The organism is Micromonospora sp. NBC_00617, assembly GCF_045161355.1.
Taxonomy (GTDB): Bacteria; Actinomycetota; Actinomycetes; order Mycobacteriales; family Micromonosporaceae; genus Micromonospora.
On sequence record NZ_CP107751.1, the window covers coordinates 5,653,420 to 5,679,589 of the forward strand.

At 72.1% G+C, this 26,170-nt stretch carries 23 protein-coding genes and 1 pseudogene; 12 read left to right on the forward strand and 12 right to left on the reverse strand.

The window, feature by feature from the left end; genetic code table 11:
* Positions 1–4: 4 nt before the first annotated feature.
* The 3 genes from purM to OG505_RS26065 form a co-directional block, all read right to left on the reverse strand.
* Positions 5–1,159 carry a phosphoribosylformylglycinamidine cyclo-ligase gene (purM, locus tag OG505_RS26055; RefSeq protein ID WP_405428445.1) on the reverse strand — a complete coding sequence of 385 codons (1,155 nt, stop codon included), beginning with the start codon at positions 1,157–1,159 and terminating at the stop codon, positions 5–7.
* A 61-nt stretch (positions 1,160–1,220) separates the two neighbouring features.
* Positions 1,221–2,759, reverse strand: a complete 1,539-nt coding sequence (gene purF, locus OG505_RS26060; protein WP_405428447.1) for an amidophosphoribosyltransferase — start codon at positions 2,757–2,759, stop codon at positions 1,221–1,223.
* 168 nt (positions 2,760–2,927) lie between these two features.
* Entirely contained in the window at positions 2,928–3,251 is a 324-nt protein-coding gene (locus tag OG505_RS26065) for a sterol carrier family protein (RefSeq protein ID WP_354853900.1), read from the reverse strand.
* A gap of 190 nt (positions 3,252–3,441) precedes the next feature.
* Between OG505_RS26065 and OG505_RS26070 the strand changes: the two genes are divergently transcribed.
* Positions 3,442–5,481, forward strand: a complete 2,040-nt coding sequence (locus OG505_RS26070) for a hypothetical protein (protein ID WP_405428449.1) — start codon at positions 3,442–3,444, stop codon at positions 5,479–5,481.
* 253 nt (positions 5,482–5,734) lie between these two features.
* Here OG505_RS26070 and OG505_RS26075 read toward each other — a convergent pair whose 3' ends face one another.
* The 4 genes from OG505_RS26075 to purS all read right to left on the reverse strand — a co-directional run bounded on the left by OG505_RS26075 (position 5,735) and on the right by purS (position 10,199).
* Positions 5,735–6,490: a 2-phosphosulfolactate phosphatase gene (locus OG505_RS26075; RefSeq protein ID WP_405434721.1), complete on the reverse strand. Its 756-nt coding sequence runs from the start codon at positions 6,488–6,490 to the stop codon at positions 5,735–5,737.
* Between the two features lie 4 nt (positions 6,491–6,494).
* Complete coding sequence (gene purL, locus OG505_RS26080; protein ID WP_405428451.1) at positions 6,495–9,149, reverse strand: phosphoribosylformylglycinamidine synthase subunit PurL; 2,655 nt, start codon at positions 9,147–9,149, stop codon at positions 6,495–6,497.
* 106 nt (positions 9,150–9,255) lie between these two features.
* Complete coding sequence (gene purQ, locus OG505_RS26085; protein ID WP_405428453.1) at positions 9,256–9,939, reverse strand: phosphoribosylformylglycinamidine synthase subunit PurQ; 684 nt, start codon at positions 9,937–9,939, stop codon at positions 9,256–9,258.
* Positions 9,936–10,199 carry a phosphoribosylformylglycinamidine synthase subunit PurS gene (purS, locus tag OG505_RS26090; protein ID WP_007454310.1) on the reverse strand — a complete coding sequence of 88 codons (264 nt, stop codon included), beginning with the start codon at positions 10,197–10,199 and terminating at the stop codon, positions 9,936–9,938. Before purS ends, purQ begins: the two co-directional genes overlap by 4 nt.
* A gap of 356 nt (positions 10,200–10,555) precedes the next feature.
* Between purS and OG505_RS26095 the strand changes: the two genes are divergently transcribed.
* Positions 10,556–11,239 (forward strand): S1 family peptidase, encoded by a 684-nt coding sequence (locus OG505_RS26095; RefSeq protein ID WP_405428455.1) that lies wholly within the window; start codon positions 10,556–10,558, stop codon positions 11,237–11,239.
* A gap of 23 nt (positions 11,240–11,262) precedes the next feature.
* Positions 11,263–11,827: pseudogene (locus OG505_RS26100) on the forward strand (YbjQ family protein).
* 95 nt (positions 11,828–11,922) lie between these two features.
* On the opposite strand, the gene purB reads toward OG505_RS26100, so the two are convergent.
* Positions 11,923–13,347, reverse strand: coding sequence for an adenylosuccinate lyase (gene purB, locus OG505_RS26105; RefSeq protein WP_405428457.1), 1,425 nt, complete (start codon positions 13,345–13,347; stop codon positions 11,923–11,925).
* A gap of 280 nt (positions 13,348–13,627) precedes the next feature.
* Here purB and OG505_RS26110 point away from each other — a divergent pair, with 280 nt between their 5' ends.
* Complete coding sequence (locus tag OG505_RS26110; RefSeq protein ID WP_405428459.1) at positions 13,628–14,368, forward strand: SDR family NAD(P)-dependent oxidoreductase; 741 nt, start codon at positions 13,628–13,630, stop codon at positions 14,366–14,368.
* Between the two features lie 197 nt (positions 14,369–14,565).
* Here OG505_RS26110 and OG505_RS26115 read toward each other — a convergent pair whose 3' ends face one another.
* The 3 genes from OG505_RS26115 to OG505_RS26125 all read right to left on the reverse strand — a co-directional run bounded on the left by OG505_RS26115 (position 14,566) and on the right by OG505_RS26125 (position 17,080).
* Positions 14,566–14,907 carry a nuclear transport factor 2 family protein gene (locus tag OG505_RS26115; protein WP_405428461.1) on the reverse strand — a complete coding sequence of 114 codons (342 nt, stop codon included), beginning with the start codon at positions 14,905–14,907 and terminating at the stop codon, positions 14,566–14,568.
* Positions 14,908–14,909: 2 nt separating this feature from the next.
* Positions 14,910–15,602 carry a hypothetical protein gene (locus OG505_RS26120; RefSeq protein ID WP_405428463.1) on the reverse strand — a complete coding sequence of 231 codons (693 nt, stop codon included), beginning with the start codon at positions 15,600–15,602 and terminating at the stop codon, positions 14,910–14,912.
* A gap of 185 nt (positions 15,603–15,787) precedes the next feature.
* Positions 15,788–17,080, reverse strand: a complete 1,293-nt coding sequence (locus OG505_RS26125) for an acetyl-CoA C-acetyltransferase (RefSeq protein ID WP_405428465.1) — start codon at positions 17,078–17,080, stop codon at positions 15,788–15,790.
* Between the two features lie 54 nt (positions 17,081–17,134).
* On the opposite strand from OG505_RS26125, the gene OG505_RS26130 reads away from it, so the two are divergent.
* From OG505_RS26130 to OG505_RS26155, 6 genes are all read left to right on the forward strand, one after another.
* Entirely contained in the window at positions 17,135–18,481 is a 1,347-nt protein-coding gene (locus tag OG505_RS26130; protein ID WP_405428466.1) for a 3-oxoacyl-ACP reductase, read from the forward strand.
* Positions 18,481–19,521 carry a MaoC/PaaZ C-terminal domain-containing protein gene (locus OG505_RS26135; RefSeq protein ID WP_405428468.1) on the forward strand — a complete coding sequence of 347 codons (1,041 nt, stop codon included), beginning with the start codon at positions 18,481–18,483 and terminating at the stop codon, positions 19,519–19,521. Before OG505_RS26130 ends, OG505_RS26135 begins: the two co-directional genes overlap by 1 nt.
* A gap of 95 nt (positions 19,522–19,616) precedes the next feature.
* Positions 19,617–20,369: an NUDIX hydrolase gene (locus OG505_RS26140; RefSeq protein ID WP_405428470.1), complete on the forward strand. Its 753-nt coding sequence runs from the start codon at positions 19,617–19,619 to the stop codon at positions 20,367–20,369.
* The gene (locus tag OG505_RS26145) at positions 20,366–21,337 is read left to right on the forward strand and encodes a serine/threonine protein kinase (RefSeq protein ID WP_405428472.1); all 972 of its coding nucleotides are present in this window, start codon (positions 20,366–20,368) and stop codon (positions 21,335–21,337) included. Before OG505_RS26140 ends, OG505_RS26145 begins: the two co-directional genes overlap by 4 nt.
* Positions 21,338–21,346: 9 nt before the next feature.
* On the forward strand, positions 21,347–22,306 hold the full coding sequence (locus tag OG505_RS26150; RefSeq protein ID WP_405428474.1) for a hypothetical protein: 960 nt from the start codon (positions 21,347–21,349) through the stop codon (positions 22,304–22,306).
* The gene (locus OG505_RS26155; protein WP_405428476.1) at positions 22,303–23,565 is read left to right on the forward strand and encodes an adenylosuccinate synthetase; all 1,263 of its coding nucleotides are present in this window, start codon (positions 22,303–22,305) and stop codon (positions 23,563–23,565) included. Before OG505_RS26150 ends, OG505_RS26155 begins: the two co-directional genes overlap by 4 nt.
* 150 nt (positions 23,566–23,715) lie before the next feature.
* Here OG505_RS26155 and OG505_RS26160 read toward each other — a convergent pair whose 3' ends face one another.
* A complete protein-coding gene (locus tag OG505_RS26160; protein WP_405428478.1) occupies positions 23,716–24,354 on the reverse strand; it encodes a TetR/AcrR family transcriptional regulator in 639 nt (212 codons plus the stop codon).
* A gap of 69 nt (positions 24,355–24,423) precedes the next feature.
* Here OG505_RS26160 and OG505_RS26165 point away from each other — a divergent pair, with 69 nt between their 5' ends.
* A complete protein-coding gene (locus OG505_RS26165; RefSeq protein ID WP_405428480.1) occupies positions 24,424–24,876 on the forward strand; it encodes an SCP2 sterol-binding domain-containing protein in 453 nt (150 codons plus the stop codon).
* A 1-nt stretch (position 24,877) separates the two neighbouring features.
* A complete protein-coding gene (locus OG505_RS26170) occupies positions 24,878–26,092 on the forward strand; it encodes an acyl-CoA dehydrogenase family protein (protein ID WP_405428482.1) in 1,215 nt (404 codons plus the stop codon).
* The last annotated feature ends 78 nt before the right edge of the window (positions 26,093–26,170 follow it).

The window sequence follows — 26,170 nt, forward strand, 5'->3', positions numbered from 1 at the left end:
GTTGTTACCCGCGAGTGTGCTGACCGACCATCTGCACGTTGCCGGTGCCCTCGATGATCTCGCCGGCCTGCCAGGCCTCGACCCCACGGCCGGTCAGAGTGGCCAGCGCACGGTCGGCGTCCTCGGCCGAGACGATCGCGAACATGCCGACACCCATGTTGAAGGTCGACTCCATGTCGTGGTCGTCGATCCGGCCCTTCGACTGGATCAGGTCGAAGATCGGCTGCGGCTTCCAGGTGGACCGGTTGACCACCGCGTCGACGTGCTCCGGCAGCACCCGGACCAGGTTGCCGGGGATGCCGCCGCCGGTGATGTGGGACAGCGTCCGCACCTCGGCCTCGGCGATCAGCTTGAGGCAGTCCTTGGCGTAGATCTTGGTCGGGGTGAGCAGCTCCTCACCCAGGGTCCGCTGCCGACCGAAGTCGTCGATCACGATGTCCAGACGCATCCGGGCCGCGCCCAGCAGCACGTGCCGGACCAGGGAGTAACCGTTGGAGTGCAGGCCGGAGGAGCGCATGGCGATCACCACGTCGCCCACCTCGACCCGCTCGGGGCTGAGGATGTCGGCTTCCTCGACCACGCCCACGCCGGTGGCGGAGATGTCGTACTCGTCCGGGCGCAGCACACCGGGGTGCTCAGCGGTCTCCCCGCCCAGCAGCGCACAGCCCGCGTACCGGCAGCCGTCGGCGATGCCCGCGCCGATCTCAGCCACCTTGTCCGGAACGACCTCGCCGGTGGCGATGTAGTCGAGCAGGAACAGCGGCTCGGCGCCGCAGGCCACCAGGTCGTCGACGACCATCGCGACCAGGTCGATGCCGACCGTGTCGTGGATGTCCATCTGCTGGGCGATCACCAGCTTGGTGCCCACGCCGTCGGTCGAGGACGCCAGGATCGGGCTCTTGTACTTCTTCGTGTCCAGCCGGAACAGGCCGGCGAAGCCGCCCAGGTCACCCAGCACCTCGGGGCGACGGGTCTGGCGCACCTTCGACTTGAGCAGCTCCACCGCACGGTCACCCGCGTCGATGGAGACCCCGGCGTCGGCGTACGAGACCGAGCGTTTACGGGCCTGACGGCCGGCACCGCCCGTCCACGGCTGGTGGTCGCCGCCAGCGCCGGTCGGGCTGCTTCCTGCGCCGCTGCGCTCGGACACGTGCGTCACGGTTCTCCCCTTTGTGGTTCTCGGTGCCGCGCCGGCGGTGGCCGGGCCGCGCCGGTTGGTGCTACGGGCGGTTTGCGGTCACGCCGCCCGGAGTGGCGACGAGCGGGCCGAAGCTGTCCGGGGCTTCCGGCGTCGCGTTGGCGACCCGGCGGCCCACCCCTTCGAGGACGTGCTTGCCGATCAGGTTGCCGGCCGGCAACTCGATCGGGTACTCCCCATCGAAACACGCCCGACACAGCCGGGTCTTCGGCTGCTCGGTCGCGGCGATCAAGCCAGGAAGCGAGACGTAGCCCAGCGTGTCGGCGCCGATGGAACGCCGGATGCCATCGTTGTCCAACCCGTTGGCCAGCAGCTCCGCCCGAGTGGCGAAGTCGATGCCGTAGAAGCACGGCCAACTGACCGGCGGGGAGGAGATCCGAACGTGCACCTCCAGCGCCCCCGCCTCGCGCAGCATCCGCACGATGGCCCGCTGCGTGTTGCCGCGCACGATCGAGTCGTCCACGACCACCAGCCGCTTGCCGCGGACGTTCTGCCGCAGCGGGTTGAGCTTGAGTCGGATGCCCAGCTGGCGCAGGGTCTGCGACGGCTGGATGAAGGTGCGGCCCACGTACGGGTTCTTCATCAGGCCCGCGCCGTAGGTGATGCCGGACGCCTCCGCGTAACCGATCGCAGCCGGCGTGCCGGACTCGGGCACCGGGATGACCAGATCGGCCTCCACCGGGTGCTCCTTGGCCAACTGCCGACCGATCTGCACCCGCGCCGCGTGCACGTTGCGCCCGGCGATGCTCGCGTCCGGGCGGGCGATGTAGACGTACTCGAAGAGGCAGCCCTTCGGCTCCGGCGAGGCGAACCGGGTGGAGCGCAGCCCCTCCTCGTCGATCGCGATCAGCTCACCGGGCTCGACCTCGCGCACCACGCTGGCGCCGACGATGTCCAGCGCGGCGGTCTCGCTCGCCACCACCCAGCCACGCTCCAGCCGGCCGAGCACCAGCGGGCGCACGCCGTGCGCGTCGCGGGCCGCGTACAGCGTCGACTCGTCCATGAAGACGAAGCTGAACGCCCCGCGCAGCTGCGGCAGCACCTCGAGCGCGGCCGCCTCGACCGACAGGTCCGGATGGCTGGCCAGCAGCATGGTCACCAGCGAGGTGTCGTTGGTGGTGCCGTCCGCGACCAGGCCGCGCTCGGCGACCTCCTTCTCCAGCTCGGCGGTGTTGACCAGGTTGCCGTTGTGGGCCAACGCGATCGTCGTGCCGGAACTGGTCGACCGGATGGTCGGCTGGGCGTTCTCCCAGTTGGAGGCGCCGGTCGTGGAGTATCGGGCGTGCCCGATCGCCAGGTGGCCGCGCAGGCTGGCCAGGGTGGGCTCGTCGAAGACCTGGGCCACCAGGCCGAGATCCTTGTAGACCACCACGCCCGAGCCATCGCTCACCGCGATGCCCGCGGCCTCCTGGCCCCGATGCTGAAGGGCGTAGAGGCCGAAGTAGGTCAGATTGGCGACCTCTTCACCGGGGGCCCAGACACCGAAGACGCCGCAGGCGTCCTGGGGGCCCGGTCGTTGGGGGTCAAGGTCGTGGCTCAGCCGGCCGTCGCCTCGGGGCACTACCGCTCCCTCATGCTGGTCTGGACCGGCCGGGCGGGGATCACGGTGCGGATCCACACTCCTCGGCCGGGACCACTGTCGTCGCCTGACAGTGTACGCGAGTCGCCGTCAATACAGATAGTCACGATTTCCCTGCGGATAGTCACGCTCACCCGGACATCCGCGCAGCTAGAGGGGCAGATACGCCGAGAGGTCCGCCCGAATGCCACTCACCTGAACGCGACCATCGGTGACCGCCTCGGCCCACGCGATCCGGCCGGTGGCCAGCCCCAACCAGGTCTGCGGCGACATCTCGACCACGTTCGGCGGGTTTCCCCTGGTGTGTCGAGGACCGGGAACGCACTGGATCGCGCCGTATGGTGGGACGCGCACCTCCACCGATCGGCCGGGGGCGCGCTCCGCGAGGACGGCCAACAAGGACCGGACCGCCTCCCGGAGTACCGGCCGTTCGGGCGTACGCCCCTCGTCAAGCGCCGACAAAGCCGCCGCCACGGCGGCGGACTTACTGTGCGGAGAGGACACGACGGGACGATACGACGCACAGGTGAAGCAGCCGACGCTAACCCTGGGTCGCGCCGATCCAGTCAGACAAGGCATAGTGGCCGACGGCGTATTCGTACCGTGATGATCCCCGGCCCGGCGCCCCGCCGGTCAAGGGAAGTCAGCCCGGAAGGCGGTGGACGTGTCAACACACCGACGTGCCTGGAAGCAGCGGGCCGGTGTGGTCGTGGCGCTGGTTGCCGGCGCTCTGCTCGCCGTCCCCGCCACACCAGCAATGGCCGCGGAGGTCCAGGTCTCCCCCGGCTCGGTCACCGTGAACGCCGGCAGCGACGCCACGATCACCGTGCGCATCACCGGGGGTAACGAGGACGAGTCGGCGAAGGTCAGTCTCTCCGGCCTGCCGTCCGGCGTCAGCTGCGCCAGTGGCTGTGGCGATGTCAAACTCTCCGGCGGCGGCCTGGGCAACCCGAAAGGCTCGGTGCTGGTCCGGATCGCGGCCAACGACAACGCCGGCGACGCGACCGCGACCATCACGGTGGCGGTCGAGGCCGCTTCGGGCCCGGCCACCGCCACGGTTTCGCTGACCGTCAAAGGCAAGGCCGCCCCGCCCTCGCCACCGCAGAACCAGACGGTGAAGTCGGTCTCCGGCAAGGTGGTCGTGAAGGCGAACGGCGACGCGGTGCCGAACGCGATCGTGATCCTCCAGGACACCGGCGGTCACCGCTACGACACGATCAGCGACGGCAGCGGCAACTTCCACTTCAGCGGCAGCACCCAGAGCCCCATCACCCCGGGTCGGATCGACGTGGGCGCGTCGGCCAACAACATCAACGCGATCAAGAGCTTCAACGCCAACGCCGGGCAGTCCATCACCGGCCAGCGGATCAGCCTGGAGATCAAGGTCGAGGTGACGCCCAGCGCCACGCCGTCCGCCACCGCCGAGGCCCTCCCCACCGAGGAGACGACCGAGGAGGATGGCGAGGAGCAGCCGTCCGAGGCGGCCAGCCCGGGCGCCCCGGCGAACGCCGCCAAGGAGGACGACGGCGGCGGCTTCGGGTCGTACCTGATCATCCTGCTCGGCGGCCTGCTGGTCGCGGCCGGCGTCGGCACGATCGTGCTGCTCTGGATGAAGCGCCGCGAGAACGGCGACGACGATGACGAGCCGGCGACCGCCGGTGCGGCCGGGGCGGCTGGCGCCGTGCCGGCGGCCCGGGGCGCCTTCCACGGGGCTGACGACCAGACCCGGGTGGTCAACCGCGCCGGTGGCGGTCCCGACCCCACCATGGTCGGCGGCGCGGCGCTGAGCGAGGCGCCGACGATGATGCACCGCCCGGTGGTCGACGACGTCCCGCCGGACCCGTACGGAGCGCCAGCGCAGCCCTACGGCGCGGCAGGCCAGCAGGGCTGGGGTGGCGCCGGCTACGGCGACGAGCCGGCCCCGGGCGGCTACGGCGCCGGTGGTGGCTACGGCAACGCGCCCTCCTCGGGCGGCGGCTACGGCACGGCCGCAAGGCCGGAGGGCGGCTACGGCGCCGGCCCGGCGGGCGACGCCTACGGCGCGGCACCCGGCTCTGGCGCGGGCTACGGCGGCGCTGCGGCCCCGGGTGGCGGCTACGGCAGCGCGCCGTCCTCCGGTGGCGGCTACGGCAGCCGTGACTACACGGCCCCGGCCGGTGGCGCGGGTTACCCGCCCGCTCCCGCCGGCGGGGCGGGCTACGGCGAGCGTTTCGACGAGCCGACCGGCCGGTACACCGGTGACAGCACCCAGTACCCGGCTCCGGCCGACCCGTACGCCACCGGCGTCTACCAGCCGGAGCAGGCTCCGGGCTACGACCAGCCCGATCCGGCGGCCCCGTACGGCGGCGGTCGGTCGGCGGAGCCGGCTGGCGGCTACGGCCAGCAGACCAGCGCGTACGACCAGGGCGGCTACGGCCAGCAGCAGGCCGGCGGGTACGACCAGGGCGGCTACGGCCAGGACGCCCCGCAGCAACGCGGCGGCTACGACGACCGGGGCTACGACCAGGGCGGCTACGACCAGCAGCAGGCCGGCGGGTACGACCAGGGCGGCTACGGCCAGGACGCCCCGCAGCAACGCGGCGGCTACGACGACCGGGGCTACGACCAGGCCGGTTACGGCCAGCAGCAGGGCGGCCGGGCCCGGCCGGACGGGCCGCCGCCCACCGAGCGGGGTGGCCGACGCCTCGACTGGCTGGACGACTGACCAGCACCACGGCACCGCACGACGGCAAACGGCCGCCCGGATCTCCGGGCGGTCGTTCCGGTGCGGGCGCTGGTCGCCCGGTCCTCCGGCTGATCAACTCGCCTTCCCGGAGAGCGGGCGGTCCGCCGTACCTCGACACACCGATTTCCCGGATACCGAGTTGATCATGCCCGGCACCCGACGGCCGGACGGGCGCGGGCGCGGCGGGGCGCGGATGTGGGCGCGGCGCGAGCGGGCCGGCGACCCGCGACGGTCAGGCGGCGGAGAACACGCCCTGGCGAAGGACCGGTACGACGTCCGACACGCCCACCCGGACCGCGATGTCGACGTCGGCGCCGAAGCCGCTCTCGGTCAACTCCCGACCGGACACGCTGCCGCGCACCGCCGCGGGCACGTCCGGAGTGCTGGCCAGCGCGGCGAGCGCCATGGCCGCCTCCACGGAGAGGCCACCCGGCACACCGGACAGGGCGTCCAACACGCTCGCCGCGCCGAGCTGGTCCTCGACCGACGGTCGTAGCGACCCGTCCGGCCACCGCTCACCCGAGGCGATGACGCCGATGGGGGCGTCCGTCGTCCCGTACCCCTGGCGGCGCAGCCAACGCCCGACGGCGCGGGCGTTCCGCAGGCACGCCGCGACCACCGGCTGCCCGGTGGCGCTGGCGGCCGCGCTGATCGCGGAGCCGTTCGGTGAGGGCAGCACCAGGTCCGCCACGACGGGCGCGGTGCTCAGCGCGGCGGGCGACAGCGACCACGGATGGTCGGCTGTCACCCGACGACGGCCCACCGCCGCGACAGCGCCGACCCGCACCGCGTAGTCGGCGGCCTGCTCGCCCCACGGAAACGGGTGCACCCGCATGCCCCGGGCGACCGCCACCTCGACGGCGGTGGTGAACGAGAGGACGTCCACCACCACCAGCGCCGCGCAGACCCGGCCGAGTTCGGCCGCCCCGGTCAGGCCCCAGTCGAAGCGGGCACCTGACCCGGGCTGGCCGTAGACGGCCGCCGTCAACGCCTCAGCGCTCGTCAGGCGACGGCTCGGCGGCACCGGGGTCAGACTCGGACGATTCGCCCGGCTGCTCCGACCCGACCGGGTCGACAGCTCCGGTCTGCGGGGACGGACCGGCCGAGGCGATCGGCTCGGAGAGCACCTCCGACGCGTCCACCGGCTCGGCCGGCGCACCCGGCAGCGGCACGGCCTCGACAGCGCCCGCCACGCCGGCGGCCGGCGCGGGCACGTCGACGGCCGCAACGCCGCCGAAGAGGCGCGGCAGCGTCTCGGTGTGCGCGGCGCGCAGCTCGTCCAGACCGATCCGGAACTGGCCGTGCACCTCCAACGCGCCGCCGGTCGGGTCGGTGACGCCGATCAGCTCGAACGGCACCCCCCGCTCGGCGCAGAGCGCGGCGAACGCCTTGTCGTGTCCCCGCGGCACCGACACCAGCGCCCGCGTCGCGGACTCGCTGAACAGGTACACGAACGGCATCGAACCGTCGGCGAACTGCTCCGGCACGGCGATCCGGGCGCCGACGCCACGGCGCAGGCAGGACTCGACCAGGCTCTGGGCGAGGCCGCCGTCGGAGAGGTCGTGCGCCGAGCTGAGGTGACCCACCCGGGCCGCCTCGGCCAGCAGGTCGGCCAGCGCCTTCTCACGGAGCAGGTCGACCTGCGGCGGGATGCCGCCGAGGTGCTCGTGCGTCACCCAGGCCCACTCCGAGCCGGACAGCTCGACATTTGTCTCACCGAGCAGGTAGAGCTGGTCGTGGTCGCCGCCCGGACGCGGGACGAAGCCCATCGGCACCCGGTCGGCCACGTTGTCCAGCACACCCAGCACACCGACCACCGGGGTCGGGTGGATGGGCGCCGCGCCGGTCTGGTTGTAGAAGCTGACGTTGCCGCCGGTGACCGGGATGCCCAGCTCCAGGCAGCCGTCCGCCAGGCCGCGAACGGCCTCGGCGAACTGCCACATCACGCCCGGGTCCTCCGGCGAGCCGAAGTTGAGGCAGTCGGTGACGGCGATCGGCTTCGCGCCGGTCACCGCCACGTTCCGGTACGCCTCGGCGAGGGCCAGCTTGGTCCCGTTGTACGGGTCCAGTCGGGCGTACCGGCCGTTGCCGTCCACCGACAGCGCCACGCCGAGCCCGGTCCGCTCGTCGATGCGGATCACGCCGCCGTCCTCCGGCTGGGCGAGCACGGTGTTGCCCAGCACGTAGCGGTCGTACTGCTCGGTGACCCAGGTCTTGTCGGCCAGGTTGGGCGACGCGATCATGCGCAGCACGGTCTCCCGCAGCGCATCCGGGTCGGCCGGTCGGGGCAGCGTTTCGGCCCGGTCGGCCTGGAGCAGGATCAGGTCCGCCGGCTCCCGCATCGGCCGGGCGTACACCGGGCCGTCGTCGACAAGCGAACCCGGCGGTACGTCGACGACCAGGTGGTCCTGCCACGTGATCAACAGTCGACCGGGGCGGCCGTCCGGCTCGGGTGCGGTGACCTCGCCGATCGCGGTGCCGAGGACGCCCCACTTCTCACAGGTCTTGAGCACCGCGTCGAGCTTGTCCGGCTCGACGACCAGCAGCATCCGCTCCTGCGACTCGCTGGCCAGGATCTCGTGCGGGTCCATCGAAGGCTCCCGCAGCGGCACCCGCTCCAGCCAGACCCGCATGCCGGTACCGGCAGCGGCGGCGGTCTCGGTGAGCGCGCAGGTCAGGCCGGCGCCACCGAGGTCCTGGATGCCGACGACCAGCTGGCCGTCGTACAGCTCCAGGCACGCCTCGATCAGCAGCTTCTCGGTGAACGGGTCACCGACCTGCACGGCCGGGCGACGGGCCTCGCTGCCCTCGTCGAAGGCGGCGCTGGCCAACACGGACACGCCGCCGATGCCGTCCCGGCCGGTCTTGGCGCCCATCAGCACGACCACGTTGCCGGGGCCGGCGGCCGCCTTGTTCTGCAGCCGGTCGACCGGCAGCACGCCCAGGCAGAGCGCGTTGAGCAGCGGGTTGCCCTGGTAGGAGGGGTCGAAGACCAGCTCACCACCGATGTTGGGCAGGCCGAGGCAGTTGCCGTAGCCACCCACACCGGCGACGACGCCGGTGAGCACCCGGGCGGTGTCCGGGTGGTCCGCCGCACCGAAGCGCAGCGGGTCCATCACGGCGATCGGGCGGGCGCCCATGGCGAGGATGTCCCGGACGATGCCGCCGACGCCGGTCGCCGCGCCCTGGTACGGCTCGACGAAGCTCGGGTGATTGTGCGACTCGACCTTGAAGGTCACGGCCAGGTCGGCGGAGATCTGCACCACACCGGCGTTCTCACCGATACCGGCGAGCAGCCGGTCGCTGTGCGGGGCCTTCTCACCGAACTGCCGCAGGTGCACCTTGCTCGACTTGTAGGAGCAGTGCTCACTCCACATGATCGAATACATGGCCAGCTCGGACTGTGTGGGCCGGCGGCCGAGGATCTGCCGGATCCGGTCGTACTCGTCGTCGCGCAGACCCAGCTCGGTGTACGGCTGAAGCTCGCCCGGCGTACCACCGGCGCGCGGCACGGTGTCCACCCCGTCGGTCCAGTCGGCGGTCGCCGGCTGGGACGGGGCGGCGGGCTGCGCCAGCGGCTCGGTCGGCTGCGCCGGGGCGGAGTACGCCTCCGGAGTGTCCCGTACCGGGTCCGGATGGGTGGTCATGACCTCTCCTCGCTGCGCTCGTGCCCGCCTGACCGACTCCTCGCGTTCACGGCCCCGCCCTTCGTTCGCGACTGCGGGGCTCGCAGGACCGGCTCACTCCTCGCGCTCACGCTGGCGTCCCCACCAGGTGCTTGAGGACCGAGGTGAAGAAGCCCAGGCCGTCCAGCGAGGGGCCGGTGAGCGCCTCCACCGCGTGCTCGGGGTGCGGCATGATGCCGACGACGTTGCCGGCGGAGTTCGTGATGGCCGCGATGTCGCGCAGCGACCCGTTGGGGTTGCCGCCGACGTACCGGGCGACGACCCGCCCCTCGGCTTCGAGCTGGTCCAGCGTCGCGGTGTCGGCGACGTAGCAGCCCTCGCCGTTCTTCACCGGGATGAGGATCTCCTGGCCGGGCTGGAACGCGTTGGTCCACGCCGTGCCGGCCGACTCGATGCGCAGGACCTGGTCCCGGTTACGAAAGTGCAGGTGCTGGTTGCGGGTGAGCGCGCCGGGCAGCAGGTGCGCCTCGCAGAGGATCTGGAAGCCGTTGCAGATGCCGAGCACCGGCAGGCCACCCCGGGCGGCGTCCACGAGCGTCTCCATCACCGGGGCGAACCGGGCGATGGCGCCGCAGCGCAGGTAGTCACCGTAGGAGAAGCCGCCGGGCAGCACGACCGCGTCCACACCGTGCAGATCCTCATCGCCGTGCCAGAGCCGGACCGGCTCGGCGCCGGCGATCCGGACGGCGCGGGCCGCATCCCCGTCGTCGAGCGAGCCGGGGAAGGTGACCACACCGACCCGGGCGGTCACGAGCGGGCGTCCGCGGTCTCGTCGGTCTCGACCAGGCGGACGGTGAAGTCCTCGATGACCGGGTTGGCGAGCAGCTTGTCGGCGATCTCCCGGGCCCGGTCCAGATCCGGTTCACCGGTGAAGTCGATCTCGATGCGCCGGCCGATCCGCACTGAGGCGACGTCGCTGACGCCGAGCCGGGGCAGCGCGTTTGCGACGGCCTGGCCCTGCGGATCGAGGATCTCGGGCTTGAGCATGACGTCGACGACGACGCGAGGCACTAGGCACTCCTGACTGTGTACGCAGTTGGGTGCCGACCCACAACGGGCGAGCGCAGCCAGCGTACCTGGCAGATACCGTCGCGGACGCACCGGCCGGGCGCAGTTCAGGCAGTGATCCACATAACCGGCGGCGGGGGCGGCCGACGAGGCGAGACAGGCGGCCCCAGCAGGGCATATACGGCGCGCTGGGTAGCCGAATCGTTACATTGGTTGATCTCGATAAGATTCTTGAAAACGATGCCCGTCGGCCCTAGAGTTCATCGACATAGCTCGATGCAAGCGGCGGCGGGGACCTCCCGCTGTCGCCACCGGGCACCCGGCGACCCCGGGCCCCAGCCCCTCCAAGGAGTCCACCGATGCGCGTTCGTCCCCTGCTCGCCCTGATCAGCACCGCGCTGGTCGGCGCCCTCGCCGCCGCGTCCGGCGCGTCCGCCGCCCCGGCCGGCCCCCAACCCATCATCGGCGGCGGCACCGTTTCGTCCGCCCCCTGGGCCGCCGCCGTGCTGAGCAACGGCTCGTTCACCTGCTCGGGCAGCGTGATCGCCGCGCAGTGGGTGCTCACCGCCCGACACTGCATCAGCGGCACGATGTCGGTCCGGGTCGGCAGCGTCTACCGCGACTCGGGCGGGGTCACCCGTACCGTCAGCGCCACCTACACCCGTAACGACCTGGCCCTCATGCGGCTCTCCAGCACCGTCAGCACCTCGGCGGTGTCCCTGGCCAGCAGCAACCCGCCCGTCGGCTCGACCAACTCGATCTACGGGTGGGGCATGACCTGCTACAGCGGCTGCTCCGCGTCCAGCCAGCTCAAGACCGCCACCGTCCAGGTGACCAGCACCAACGTCACGGACGCGTACGGCGGGCAGGCGATCCGCAGCACCCGGATCAACGGCAACGCCTGGCGGGGCGACTCGGGCGGGCCGCAGTTCTACAACGGCCAGCAGGTCGGGGTGGCCTCCACGGCCGACGGCTCCACCATCCAGAACTACGGCAGTGTCGCGTACAACCGGGCCTGGATCACCTCGGTGGCCGGTGTCTGACCGTTAGCGCCCGCGCGGCGCGGATGGTCGGCGGCGTGCCGACCGTCCGCGCCGCGTCGTTTTGCAGCATCCGATCAGGTGAACACGGCACCCGATCGGGTCGCGCGAACTCCTGACAGCATCGGAACCGTGCTGGTCGTGACGACAGAGCAACTGCCCGGCTACGAGATCCGCCAGATTCTCGGTGAGGTGGTGTCATCGATGGCCAGGACGCGCAACCCGTACCGCGAGGGTGTCAAGAACCTGCGCGGTGGCGCGTACGACCCGATGGCGCCGGACAACCTGACCCGATGGCGTACCGACTCGGTGACCCGCCTCGGCGAGGAGGCCCTGCGGATCGGCGCGAACGCGGTGATCGGCATGCGCTTCGACAGCCGGGACTGCGGCGAGCTGTGGATGGAGATCTGCGCGTACGGCACGGCCGTCATCGCCGTACCCACGATGCCCCAGGTCATGCCGACCGACCAGCCGGCGGTGGCGGCGGAGACCGCCACCGACCCGGCCTTCGCCGAGTCTCTCGGCGGCATCGCCGAACCGGCGAGCGGCCCCAACCTAGGAACAGCCGCAGAAACCCCCACCGGCGAATAACCCGGCCCTCGCCACCCGGTTGATCATGAAGTTATTGCCGCGACACGCCGGCGCGCAGGGCAATAACTTCATGATCAACGGGCGCTGGGGCGCGATTACAGGATGGGGGGTGGGGTGTAGGTTGCGGCTTCCGGGTGGGTTTCCACCACCTTGGTGATGCGGCGGGTTACCGCTTCCACCTGGGTTTTTGCCGCTCCTACGAAGGCGGTGCGGTCTCCGACCAGGGTGTCGATGTCGGCTCGGGACAGGCCCAGGCGACCGTCGGCGGCCAGACGGTCGAACAGGTCGTTCTCCGGGGCGCCCTTCTCGCGCATGGCCAGCGCCACGGCGACCGCGTGCTCCTTGATCACCTCGTGCGCGACCTCCCGGCCTACGCCGCGCCGGACCGCCGCCACCAGGATCTTGGTGGTCGCCAGGAAGGGCAGGAACCGCTCCAACTCCCGGTTGATCACCGCCGGGTACGCGCCGAACTCGTCGAGCACGGTCAGGAAGGTCTGGAACAGCCCGTCGGCGGCGAAGAACGCGTCCGGCAGGGCCACCCGGCGGACCACCGAGCAGGACACGTCCCCCTCGTTCCACTGGTCACCGGCCAGCTCGCCGACCATCGACAGGTAACCCCGGATGATCACGGCGAAGCCGTTCACCCGCTCCGACGAACGGGTGTTCATCTTGTGCGGCATCGCGCTGGAGCCGACCTGACCCGGCTTGAAGCCCTCGGTGACCAGCTCCTGACCGACCATCAGCCGGATCGTGGTAGCCAGCGACGACGGCGCGGCGGCGGTCTGCGCCAGCGCCGACAGCACGTCGAAGTCCAACGAGCGCGGGTAGACCTGCCCGACGCTGTCCAGCACCCGCGCGAAGCCCAGGTGCTCGGCGACGCGTCGCTCCAGCTCGGCCACCCTGTCGGCGTCACCGTCGAAGAGGTCGAGCTGGTCGGCTGCCGTGCCGACCGGCCCCTTGATCCCGCGCAGCGGGTAGCGGGCGATCAGGTCCTCCAGCCGCTCGTACGCGATGAGCAGCTCCTCCGCCGCCGACGCGAAGCGCTTGCCCAGCGTGGTGGCCTGCGCGGCCACGTTGTGCGAGCGGCCGGTCATGACCAGCTCGGAGTGCTCGTACGCCAGCCAGGCCAGCCGGGCCAGGGTGGCCACCACCCGGTCCCGGATCAGCTCCAACGAGGCGCGCACCTGGAGCTGCTCGACGTTCTCGGTGAGATCCCGGGAGGTCATCCCCTTGTGCACGTGCTCGTGCCCGGCGAGCGCGCTGAACTCCTCGATGCGGGCCTTGACGTCGTGCCGGGTGACCCGCTCCCGCTCCGCGATCGAGGCGAGGTCGACCTGGTCGAGCACCCGCTCGTACGCCTCGATCACGCCGTCCGGGACGGGCACGCCGAGGTCGCGCTGGGCACGGAGCACGGCGAGCCAGAGCCGCCGCTCCATCCGGACCTTCTCCTCGGGCGACCAGAGGGCGACCAACTCGGGTGAGGCGTACCGGTTGGCGAGCACGTTGGGGATCGTCGTCACGTACCTCATTGTCGCGTACGCGCCGGTCGCAGCCCCAGCCAACCCGGCCTACCGGCCGGTCGGCGAGACGGGTTCGGTCAGGTCACACCCGCGGGATGTCGTGCACGGCCGCACTCACCACGAGGGTCTTCGTCTGCTTGCCGCGGGCGTTGCGGACCGTCAGCAGGAGAGACGGTCGTCAGCACGGCACGGGCTCGGCTGACCTGGCACCGGTCCAGGCTGCACGGACCGCCGGATAGGGTGATCATTCTCCTGAGTCGACAGACAGGATTGGGGAAGCGTGTCCCGACTTACCAACAGGGTCGCCCTCGTCACCGGCGGAAGCCGCGGTATCGGCGCCACCGTCGCACGCCGGCTGGCCGAAGACGGAGCCCACGTCGCGTTCACCTACCGCCAGGCGGAAGACAGCGCGAAGGCCGTGGTCGCCGACATCGAGTCGTACGGCCGCACCGGCCTGGCGATCCGGGCCGACAGCGCCGACGGTACGGCGGTGGCCGGGGCGGTCGAGCGGACGGTCGCCGAACTGGGGCGGCTGGACATCCTGGTCAACAATGCCGGCGTGTTCTCGGCCGGGCCGATCGACAAGGTCAGCCTCGACTACCTCGACCTGGCCATCGCCGTGCACGTACGCGGGGCGTTCCTGGCGACCCAGGCGGCGGTACGCCACATGGGTGACGGCGGGCGGATCGTCAACATCGGCAGCAGCTTCGCCAGCCGCGTCCCGGACCCGGGGGTCAGCGTCTACGCCATGACCAAGAGCGCGGTCAACGGCCTGACCCGGGCCCTCGCCCGTGAACTCGGCCCGCGCGGGATCACCGTCAACGTGATCCTTCCCGGTTCCACCGACACCGACATGAACCCGTCGGAGAGCGCCGGCGCCGACGCGCAGCGGTCGCACATCGCCCTCGGCCGGTACGGAACGCCCGCCGACGTGGCGGCGACGGTCAGCCACCTCGTGGGCGAGGGCGGCCGGCACATCACCGGCGCGGCGATCGCCATCGACGGCGGTGCCACCGCCTGACCCGGTCACCGGTTGCGGGTCCCGGGCGAGCGGCGTGGCGGTGGACATCGGCCGGGACCCCGGGCGCAGCGGCCAACAGCCTCGGGCTGGGCATTTCCCCTGGGTGGACGACCCCTCGGCATTCGCGGCCTCGGTGGAGCGATTCCTCCCACTAGCCGGACGGCAGGCCACGCAGGTTACTCCGACCGGGTTTGGTGTTAGCTCGCGTACGCCTGCATTGAAGTGATCATGGCTTGGTCGTCGAAGGTCATGGTGTCGATGACCTCTCTGGTGGGGCCGTCGGCTGGTGTGGCGCGGAAGTGGAACGCGGCGTGGTGGTCGGTGATCGCCACCATGACGAGTTCCATTGTCCGTTGCTCGGTGAGCACGCCGGCAAAGTGCTGCTCGATGGCCGTTCGGCCGGTGACTGGGGATCCGCCAGCGGGGTCATGCAGACGGGCATCCGGTGTATAGAGATCCGCCAATGCGGAAGCGTCGGCGGCGCCGACGGCGGCGAGGTGGGTCTCGATGGTGGTCCTGATCTGCTCCTTGCTGGCCACGATCAACCGTCGCTTTCCGCCGAAGGACCCGCAGCCGAGGCAGGTCGCGCTTGCTGGTCGAGGACGACGCAGAGGACTCCGGTGTAGCCGGTCGTCGGATCTCCTTGCAGGTCCAGGATCATCTGCTCACCGCCGTCGGCGAAGATGCTGTCGGTGGCGTTGGTGGTGTCGCGCTGCGGCCGGCCCCGATAGGGCGGGCGACTGAACACCTCGTCGGTGACCGTGTCGGGAAAGTAGAGCTGTGTGGTCACCGAGCGGTCGCCGAGGTGCGCGATGAGGTGGATGTGCACCGTGCGGCTGGCGTACCAGCCCGGGTAGATCGTGTTGAACGCGCACATCCCACGCTCGTCGGTGCGCTGGCTGCCCCGCAGGTACGTCTCACCGGCGGCGATCACATCGTGCGGCACCGACTCCGAGGTGACCACCTGTCCCGGCCTCGCTTCGAATGGCGGGAAGCCGGAGTATCGGCCCACGTGGTCGGCCTGCCAGACCTCGACGAGGACGTCCGCGAGGGGGGTGGTGGCGTCCGCCGCCAGTAGGCGTAGCCCAAGGCGCAGCGGGAGACCATCGCGGTCCTCGGTGATCTCCCGACGCTCGGGATGCACAGCTCGGTGGTATGGGCCCCGCGTCTGCTCGACCAACAACCGGCAGGTGACTCCGGTCGAGGCCAGTAGTTCGACGAGGTCCTCCTCCACCGTGCCAGTATCGTCCGCCGTTCGTTGCGACGCCCGCGGTTCGCCGCCCCGCCACCCGCGGAACCGATGCTTCTACCCAGGGGAGCGGTGATGGCAGACGAGGCACCTGACTACTTCGAGCCGGAGGGCGTGGCGGTGCTCACGCACCTGCTGATAGTCCGGGACATCGATCGGCCCCGCAGGCCTCAGCGCTCCAGGATCGCCGTCACGCCCTGGCCGCCGGCCGCGCAGATGGAGATCAACCCTCGTCCGCTGCCCTTGGAGGCCAGCAGCTTGGCCAGCGTGGCCACGATCCGCCCGCCGGTGGCGGCGAACGGGTGGCCGGCGGCCAGCGACGAGCCGTTGACGTTGAGCCGGTCGGTGTCGATCGCGCCCAACGGCGCGTCCAGGCCGAGCCGGTCCTTGCAGAACTCCGGCGATTCCCAGGCGGCGAGGGTGGCCAGCACCTGCGAGGCGAACGCCTCGTGGATCTCGTAGTAGTCGAAGTCCTGCAACGTCAGCCCGGCACGGGCCAGCATCCGCGGCACCGCGTACGCGGGAGCCATCAGCAGCCCCTCGTCGCCGTGCACGAAGTCCACGGCCGCCGTCTCCGACCAACTGAACCAGGCCAGCACCGGCAGGCGGTGCGCGGCGGCCCACTCCTCGCTGGCCAGCAGCACGGTGGACGCGCCGTCGGTGAGCGGCGACGAGTTCCCGGCGGTCATGGTGGCGTGCTCGGCGTCCGGGCCGCGGGTGCCGAAGACGGGTCGCAGCGCGCCGAGCTTCTCCAGACTGCTGTCCGGGCGGAGGTTCGCATCGCGGGTGAGCCCCAGGTAGGGCGTCATCAGGTCGTCGAAGAAGCCCCTGTCGTACGCGGCGGCGAGCCGCTGGTGCGAGCGCAGCGCCAGCTCGTCCTGTGAGCGCCGGTCGATCTGCCAGCGCAGCGCGGTGCGGGCGGCGTGGTCCCCCATCGACAGGCCGGTACGCGGTTCGGCGTTGCGCGGGATCTCCGGCTTGAACGGCTGGAGCGGGCGCAGCTTCGCGGCGACCTTCAGCCGCTGGCCGGGCGTCCGGGCGGAGTTGAGTTTGAGCAACGTGCGACGCATCTCCTCGTTGACCGCGAGCGGCGCGTCGGAGGTGGTGTCGACACCGCCGGCGATGCCCACGTCGAGCTGACCGAGGGCGATCTTGTTGGCGACCAGGATCGCCGCCTCCAGACCGGTGCCGCAGGCCTGCTGGATGTCGTACGCCGGGGTGTGCGGGTCGAGCCGGGACCCGAGCACCACCTCGCGGGTGAGGTTGAAGTCGCGGGAGTGCTTGAGCACCGCGCCGGCCACCACCTCGCCGACCCGCTGCCCGGCCAGCCCGTAGCGGGCGATCAGACCGTCCAGTGCCGCGCCGAGCAGATCCGCGTTGGACGCGTCCGCGTAGCGGGAGTTGGAACGGGCGAAGGGGATGCGGTTGCCCCCGATGACCGCGACCCGCCGGATGCTCTGCACGATCCGCCTCCTCGAAAGTGTTGCTCGAACCCTACTCGCCAGTAGGCTACGCCCATGACCGACAGGTACGCGAGCTTCGTCCAATCGGCCGCCGGCCGCGCGCTGGTCAAGCGCCTCGGGCTGCCCGACCCGCCGCGACTGCGCCGACACCAGCCCGGCGACCCGCTGCTGCCCGGGCCGGCGCTGTTCGGCGCGGCCAGCGGCGGCCGGCTCGCCGAGCCGGTCACCACGATCCTGGCCGCCGCCGGGGTCGAGCTGCGCGACACCGGCACGGCCGAAGCGCAGGACCGTCTCGGGGCCCTGGTGTACGACGCCACCGGCATCACCGACTCGACGCAACTGCGCCAGCTCTACGACTTCTTCCACCCGCAGGCCCGGGCCCTGCTGCCCAGTGGCCGGGTGATCGTGCTCGGCACCCCGCCCGGCGAGTGTTCGACGACCCGCGCGGCGACGGCCCAGCGCGCCCTGGAAGGGCTGGTACGCAGCATCGGCAAGGAGTTCGGTCGGGGCACCACCGCCCAGCTCGTCCAAGTGACCCGCGACGCCACCGGCACCGGCCTCGAATCGACCCTGCGGTTCCTGCTCTCCGGCCGGTCGGCGTACGTCTCGGGGCAGGTCATCCGGGTCGGCGCCGGCGTGGCGAGCGCGCCGGCCGACTGGGACCGCCCACTGGACGGGCAGGTCGTGCTGGTCACCGGGGCTGCTCGGGGCATCGGCGCGGCGCTGGCGAAGGTCCTCGCCCGCGACGGCGCACGGGTGGTCGCCCTGGACATCCCGGCGGCCGGGGACGCCCTCGCCGCGGTGGCGAACGAGATCGGCGGTACGGCCGTCCAACTCGACCTGACCGCGCCGGACGCGCCGACCCGTCTCGCCGACCACCTGACCAGCCGACACGGCCGGGTCGACGCGGTGGTGCACAACGCCGGCATCACCCGGGACAAGACGCTCGGCCGGATGGACGCCGACCGGTGGGACCAGGTCATCGACGTCAACCTGTCCAGTCAGGAGCGCATCAACGACGTGCTGCTGGAGCGGGAGCTGATCCCGGCCGGCGGACGGATCATCGGCGTCTCCTCGATCGCCGGGATCGCCGGCAACCGGGGGCAGACCAACTACGCCACCAGCAAGGCCGGCGTGATCGGCCTGGTCGACTCGCTCGCCCCGGCCCTGCGCGACCGGGGGATCAGCGTCAACGCGGTGGCCCCCGGCTTCATCGAGACGCAGATGACCGCGCGCATCCCGCTGGTGGTCCGCGAGGCGGGCCGGCGGATGAACAGCCTGGCCCAGGGCGGGCTGCCGGTGGACGTGGCCGAGACGATCGGCTGGTTGGCCTGGCCGGCCAGCGGCGCGGTCAGCGGCAACGTCGTCCGGGTCTGCGGCCAGAGTCTGCTGGGGGCGTGATGGGCAAACGGAGAGAGCCGGAGGACCTGTCGGTCCACGAGCTGATCGAGGGCCCGACCGAGATCCTGTCGTCCGAGACGCTGGACGCGATCCGCCGGCCGGAGGCCGCCGGTGCCGACCTGAGCGTCGAGCAGACCCACGACCTGACCGCGTCGGCAGCCGAGGTGACCAGCGACCTCAGCGGTGACCGGCCGGCCGGCCGCGAACGCGTCGAGCTGGCCCGGATGCCGGCGGCCGGTGCGCTGTACCGGCGGGCCGCGCTCGGCGCGCTGCCGGGCCTCGGCCGAGGACGTCGTGGGAACGACCTGCCGGCGGTCGAGTTCACCGTGGCCGGGGTGCGGACCGACCGGGCACGCCTGGCCGACTACGACCGGGTCTGCGGGTTCCGGCTCACCGATCGGCTGCCCGCGACGTTCCCGCACGTCCTGGGCTTTCCGCTGACCCTGCGACTGATGACCGCGCCGGGCTTTCCCATCCCGCTGACCGGCGTGGTGCACGTCGGCAACCGGATCACCGTGCACCGCCCGATCACCGCCGACGAGGCCCTCGACTTCACGACGTTCGCCCAGGAGCTGCGTCCGCACGACCGGGGGCGGCAGGTGGACGTGGTGCTGGTCGGCTCGGTCGACGGCGAGGAGGTCTGGCGCGGCGTCTCGACGTACCTGGGCCGGGACCGCACACCCGGCGGGCGCGATCGGGACGAGCGTCCGCCCGCGCCCGCGGCCACGGCCCGCTGGCGGGTGGAACCCCGCGTCGGCACCGAGTACGCGCGGGTCTCCGGGGACCACAACCCGATCCACACCTCCCGGCTCGGGGCGCGACTGTTCGGCTTCCGCCGGCCGATCGCGCACGGCATGTGGAGCAAGGCGCGCTGCCTCGCGGCGCTGGAGACCCGGCTGCCGGACGCCTACACCGTCGAGGTGGCGTTCAAGCTGCCCGTACCGCTGCCGAGCACGGTGGACTTCACCCTCCTGCCGGACGGGGCATTCGCCCTGCACGACTCGCACGGCCGGCCGCACCTGGCGGGTCTGGTGCGCTGACGCGTCCCTGCCGATCCTGATTCGGGCTTGGCAGGGGCACACGTCTGCGCTACGTTGTTCTCACAACGAGATATTCTCAGAACGAGAGAGACGTGATGAACGAGCAGGACTTTCTGGCCGCGTACGACCCGCGGGCCTACCCGTCGGTCGCCGTGACAGTCGACGTGGTGGCGCTGACCATCCGCGACGACGCGCTGCACCTGCTGCTGATCCGGCGCGGCGAGGCGCCCTTCGCGGGGCACTGGGCACTGCCCGGCGGCTTCGTCCGCCCCGACGAGGACCTGACCGCCGGCGCTCGACGGGAGCTGGCCGAGGAGACCGGGCTCGGCGGGGAGGGGCTCCGGCGCGTACACCTGGAGCAGTTGGGCAGCTATGGCGCCCCCGACCGCGACCCGCGGATGCGGGTCGTCTCGATCGCCCACCTCGCGTTCGCCCCCGACCTGCCGGACCCGGCCGCCGGCACCGACGCCGACGAGGCGAGCTGGCTGCCGGTGACCGCGCTGACCAGCCGGCAGCTCGCCTTCGACCACGGCCGCATCATCGACGACGCGCTGGAGCGGGCGCGGTCCAAGCTGGAGTACACGCCGCTCGCCACCCGCTTCCTCGCCGCCGAGTTCACGATCAGCGAGCTGCGCGCCGTCTACGAGACGGTCTGGGGGCACCCGCTGCACGCCGGCAACTTCCACCGCAAGGTGCTCTCCGTGCCGGGCTTCGTGGGGAGCACCGGCGCCAGCACCGAGCGCGGCGGCGCCCGAGGCGGCCCGCGCGCCCGGCTCTACCGGGCCGGCGACGCCCGCCTGCTGCACCCGGCGCTGCTGCGCCCCGCCCGCGAGGAGACCGTGCGGTGAGGGCCGCGGAGGCCATCGGCCTGGTCGCGGCCGCCCGCACCGACGCCGACCTGTTCGGCGCCGACCAGCCGGCCCGCCGCTACCGCGAGCTGGTCGCGGCCCTGCACCCCGACCGCCTGCCGACCGACCCGGCGGTACGCGCCGAAGCCCTCGACGCGTTCATCCACGTCACCACCCGGTGGCAGGCCCGGCAGGTCACGGTCCTCGGCGACTACCGCCTCGGCAAGCCGGCCCATTCGGGTGACCTGGCCGACCTCTACGACGTGGGCGACGACCGGCTGCTCAAACTCCCCCGACGGCCCACCGACAACGACCTGATGGCCCGCGAGGCGCACGCCCTGCGCACCATCGCCGAGCGCGGCGACCCGCGCTACCTGCCGTACGTGCCCCGGCTCGTCGACGAGTTCCCGCACCGGGACGCCGCGACCGGCGCGGAACGGCGGATCACAGTGCTCGCCACCGCGCCCGGCCTGCACGACCTCGACGAGGTGCGGCGCGCGTACCCCGACGGGTTGGACACCCGGGACGTGGCCTGGATGTGGCGACGGCTGCTGGTGGTGCTCGGCCTGGCCCACCGGGCGGGCGTGGTGCACGGCGCGGTCCTGCCGCGACACGTGCTGATCGAGCCGGCCGCACACGGCGTGGTGCTGATCGACTGGTGCTTCTCCGCAGCCGTCGGCAGCACGATCCCGGCGCTGGTGCCCGGCCACCAGGACTGGTATCCGGAGGAGGTCCCCGGCAAGCGGCCCTGCGGCTCGGGCACCGACATCGCGATGGCCAGCCGCTGCATGAGCTGGCTGATGGGGCCGCGCGCACCCCGCGAGCTGCACGCCTTCGCGCAGGGTTGCCGGCAGCGGGCCCTGGACGCCCGGCCGGACGACGCCTGGCGTCTGCTGCGCGAGCTCGACCAGGTGCTGGACCGGCTCTACGGGCCACGCACCTTCCGACCCTTCACCCTCACCCCCTAAGGAGCTGTCATGGGCAGTGGAATCTGGTCCACCGACGTGTACGACGCCGCCGACCGCTACCGCCGGTCCACCGGCCGGAGCGCCTTCTCCTACAGCGACAGCGGGGCGCGCACCGTGCACCCCGCGCTCGACCCCCGCGACGCGAGCCGGGAGAGCCGGGACTCCGACGAGCACCCGCAGTCGACGCCCATCGCGGTGCTCTTCGACGTGACCGGCTCCATGCGCAGGGTGCCGCGCGCCCTGCAGACCAAGCTGCCGCAGCTGCTCGGGCTGCTGCAACGGCAGGGGTACGCCAGCGATCCGCAGATCATGTTCGGCGCGATCGGCGACGCCACCTGCGACCGGGTGCCGTTGCAGGTCGGCCAGTTCGAGTCGGACAACAGGATGGACGACGACCTCGGCCGGATCGTCCTCGAAGGCGGTGGCGGCGGGCAGATGAGCGAGTCGTACGAACTGGCCCTGTACTTCATGGCCCGGCACACCGTCACCGACAACTGGGAGAAGCGCGGCCGGCGCGGCTACCTGTTCATCATCGGCGACGAGTTGGCGTACCCGCAGGTGAAGGCTCGTGAGGTGGCCGGTCTGATCGGCGACAACCTCTCCGAGGACGTGCCGCTGCGGCAGGTCGTCGACGAGGTGACCCGCCGCTGGGACACCTACTACCTGCTCCCCGCCGGCAGCCACTACGCCGGCAACGCGACGGTGCTCGACTTCTGGCGGGACCTGCTCGGGCAGAACGCCGTCGTGCTCGACGACCTCGACGCCGTCTGCGAGACCATCGCGCTCACCATCGGCCTCGGCGAGCAGGCCATCGACCTGGACGAGGGCCTTCGCCACCTGGACCACGCCGGTTCCAGCGCCACCGGCACCGTCTCGAAGGCCCTGGCCCGCCTCGGCCGGGGGCGGCGGGCCGAGGTGTCGACGCTGCCGGCGTTCCGCGACACCACCGGCGGGGTGACCCGGCTGTGAGGCACGTGGCGGTGGTCGACCTCGGCTTCGGCGACGCCGGCAAGGGCACAGTCGTGGACTGGCTCTGCGCCACCCGCCCGGTGCACACGGTGGTCCGCTTCAACGGGGGCGCGCAGGCGGCGCACAACGTCGTGCTGCGCGACGGGCGGCACCACACGTTCGCGCAGTTCGGCGCGGGCACGTTCCATCCCGGTGTCGGTACGCACCTGTCCCGGCACGTGGTGGTGGACCCGCTGGCGCTGGCCGCCGAGGCCGACCACCTCGCCACGGTCGGGGTGCCCGACGCGCTCGACCGGCTGACCGTCGACTCCGACGCGCTGCTCGCCACCCCGTACCACCGGGCCGCCAACCGGGCTCGGGAGATCGCCCGGGGAGCCGACCGGCACGGCTCCTGCGGGCTGGGGGTGGGTGAGGCCGTCGCGTACGGCCTCACCCACCCCGACGACGCGCCCCGCGTCGCCGACTGCCACCGCCCCGCGCTGCTGCGCCGCAGGTTGACCGCCCTGCGGGACCGGCTGACCGCCGAGCTGGGCCCGCTGGACGCGCCGCCGGTCGAGGACTGCCTGCCCGCGTTCACCGGGTTCGCCGGGCGGGTCGCGATCGTCGACGGGACCTGGCTCGCCGGCGCGCTGCGCGCGGGAACCTGCGTCTTCGAGGGCGCGCAGGGCGTCCTGCTCGACGAGTGGCACGGCTTCCACCCGTACACCACGTGGAGCACCACCACGTTCGCCAACGCCGACAGCCTGCTCGCCGAGGCGGGCCGGACCGGCGACCTGACCCGGCTCGGGGTGCTACGGATCGTCACCACCCGGCACGGGGCCGGCCCGCTGGTGACCGAGGACCCGAGCCTGCCGCTGACCGATCCGCACAACCCGACGAACCCGTGGCAGGGCCGGTTCCGGTTCGGCCACTTCGACGCGGTCGCCCACCGGTACGCCCTCGCGGCGGCCGGCGGCGTGGACGGCCTGGCGCTGACCCACCTCGACCTCGCCGGCCCCGAGCTGCGGATCTGCCGCCGCTACGACACCACCGACCGGCTCGACCCCGGCCCACCCGGCGACCTGGACCGCCAGGCCGCGCTCACCGACCGCCTGCTGCGCTCCCGCCCCCGGTACGACGACCCGCCGACGGACTGGAAGGAGGCGGTGGGCGCGGAGCTGGGCGCACCTGTGGTGTTGACCTCGCACGGCCCCACCGCCGACGACAAGATCCCGCACGGCCCGCTGCTCACCGCACCCGCCCTGGTGCGCTCGGCCTGACGCCCGGGACCCGAAGGAGGTGATCCGCCGACCCGGTCACCGGGCGGCTCGCACCCGTCCCGGCGGGCTGGACCACGCTCGGCGGTTCGCTGGCTCCGCCCGCGGCGCGGGCCGGCGAGCCGGGCACCGACGCTGCCTCCGTCGGGGCCGTCAGTCGGCCGGCGGACGCCAGGTGACCCCGTGCAGGAGCTGGCCGGCGCCGAGCCAGGCCACGTTCATCATCCGGGTGGCAGTCTTCTCCGGGTCGGCGTCCGGGTGGTCCGCGAGCCAGTCGGCCAGTGACTCGGTCGCGCCGACCAGGGCGTACGCGACGACCTCCAGGTCGAGGGCGGCGATCTCGCGGCCCTCGGCGCGCAGCGCGTGGTCGAGCATCCCGGCGACCACCTCGACCAGCCGGGCCCGCATGGTGGCCAGCTCGCCGGCGAACGGCTGCTCGCCCCGGGCCTGCCGGTAGAGCACCGCCCAGCCGTCGCGGTGCGCGCCGACGAAGCCGAAGAAGGCCCGCAGGCCACGCCAGAGCCGCTCGTCGGCCGGCAGGTCGGGGGCGGCCGCCCCGGCGATGGCCTGCATCATCCGGGTGCCCTCCCGGTGCAGGCAGGCGACGAAGAGCTCCTCCTTCGTCCCGAGGTACGCGTACACCATGGGCTTGGAGATGCCGGCGTCCTCCGCGATCTCGTCCATGCTGGCGGCGTGGAAGCCGCGCCGGGAGAAGACTTTCACGGCCGCGTCGAGCATCTGCTGCTCGCGCACGGCGCGGGGCAGGCGCTTGAAGGCGGGGACACCGGACACCTTGCGAGCATACCTACTCGTGCGTAGGGTTACGCGCGAGTAGCCAAATCTCCCCGGAAGGCGCATCTCATGACTGACTTCGACCCGGCCACCTTCGCCAACGTCGGCCCCAAGGAGTTCGCCCAGCTGGTCAAGTCCACCCCGGACGACAAGATCGCCCAGGTGATGTCCGGTGACCTGCGCGGCAAGGTGCTCGGTGAGGTGTTCGGCCGGATGCCGTCGCTGTTCCGCGCGGACCGGGCCGGCTCCACCAACGCGGTCATCCACTGGATCATCACCGGTCGTCCGGACGGCGGCAGCGACACCTACGAGGTGGCCATCGCCGACGGCAAGTGCGAGGTGAACGAGACTCCGCAGCACGACCCGAAGCTGAGCCTGACCATGGGCCCGGTGGAGTTCCTGAAGATCGTCTCCGGCGGCGCCAACCCGGTGATGATGTTCATGACCGGCAAGCTGAAGGCGAAGGGCGACCTCGGCCTCGCCGCCAACATCGCCAACCTGTTCGACATCCCCAAGGCCTGACATGGCTGAGTTCTCGCTCGACCTGAACGAGGAACAGCGGGATCTACGCGACTGGGTGCACGGCTTCGCCGCCGAGGTCGTGCGCCCGGCCGCCGCCGAGTGGGACGAGCGCGAGGACACCCCGTGGCCGGTGATCCAGGAGGCCGCCAAGGTCGGCCTCTACGGCTTCGAGTTCCTCGCCACCTGCTGGGCAGACCCGACCGGCCTCTCCCTGCCCATCGCCAGCGAGGAGCTCTTCTGGGGTGACGCCGGCATCGGCCTGAGCATCTTCGGCACCTCGCTCGCCGTCGCCGCCATCTACGGCGCCGGCACCCCCGACCAGATGGTCGAGTGGGTGCCGCAGTGCTTCGGCGACGTGGACTCCCCGGCCGTCGCCGCGTTCTGCACCAGCGAGCCGGAGGCCGGCTCCGACGTCGGCGCGATGCGCACCCGGGCCGTCTACGACGAGGCCGCCGACGAGTGGGTGCTGACCGGCCAGAAGGCGTACGCCACCAACGGCGGCATCGCCGGAGTGCACGTGGTCACCGCCTCGGTCGACCCCACGCTCGGCTCCCGCGGCCAGGCCGCGTTCGTCGTACCGCCCGGCACCCCCGGCCTGGCCGCGACCCGCAAGCTGCGCAAGCTCGGCCTGCGCGCGTCACACACCGCCGACGTCTTCCTCGACGGGGTACGCGTGCCCGGCCGCTGCCTGCTCGGCGGACGCGACGCCCTGCTGGAACGCCTGGACCGCGCCCGCTCCGGGCAACGGGCCAGCGGGCAGGCCGCGATGCGCACGTTCGAGCTGTCCCGACCCACGGTCGGCGCGCAGGCGCTCGGCGTGGCCCGGGCCGCCTACGAGTACGCCCTGGACTACGCGAAGGACCGGGTCCAGTTCGGACGGCCGATCATCGAGAACCAGGCGGTCGCGTTCGCGCTTGCCGACATGCGGATGGAGATCGACGCTGCTCGACTGCTGGTCTGGCGGGCCTCCTGGATGGGCCGCAACAACCGCCCGTTCACGGCGGGCGAGGGCTCGATGTCCAAGCTCAAGGCCGGCGAGGTGGCGGTGTCGGTCACCGAGAAGGCGGTGCAGTTGCTCGGCGGGGCCGGCTTCCTGCGCGACCACCCCGTCGAACGCTGGTACCGCGACGCCAAGATCTACACCATCTTCGAGGGTACGTCCGAGATCCAGCGACTGGTGATCTCCCGGGCGATCTCCGGCACGCAGATCCGCTGAGCCTTCGGTCAGCCGCCCCTGGCCCGACCGCCGGTCGGGCCAGGGGCGGCGTCCTACCTATCCGTGCCGTCTTCATCA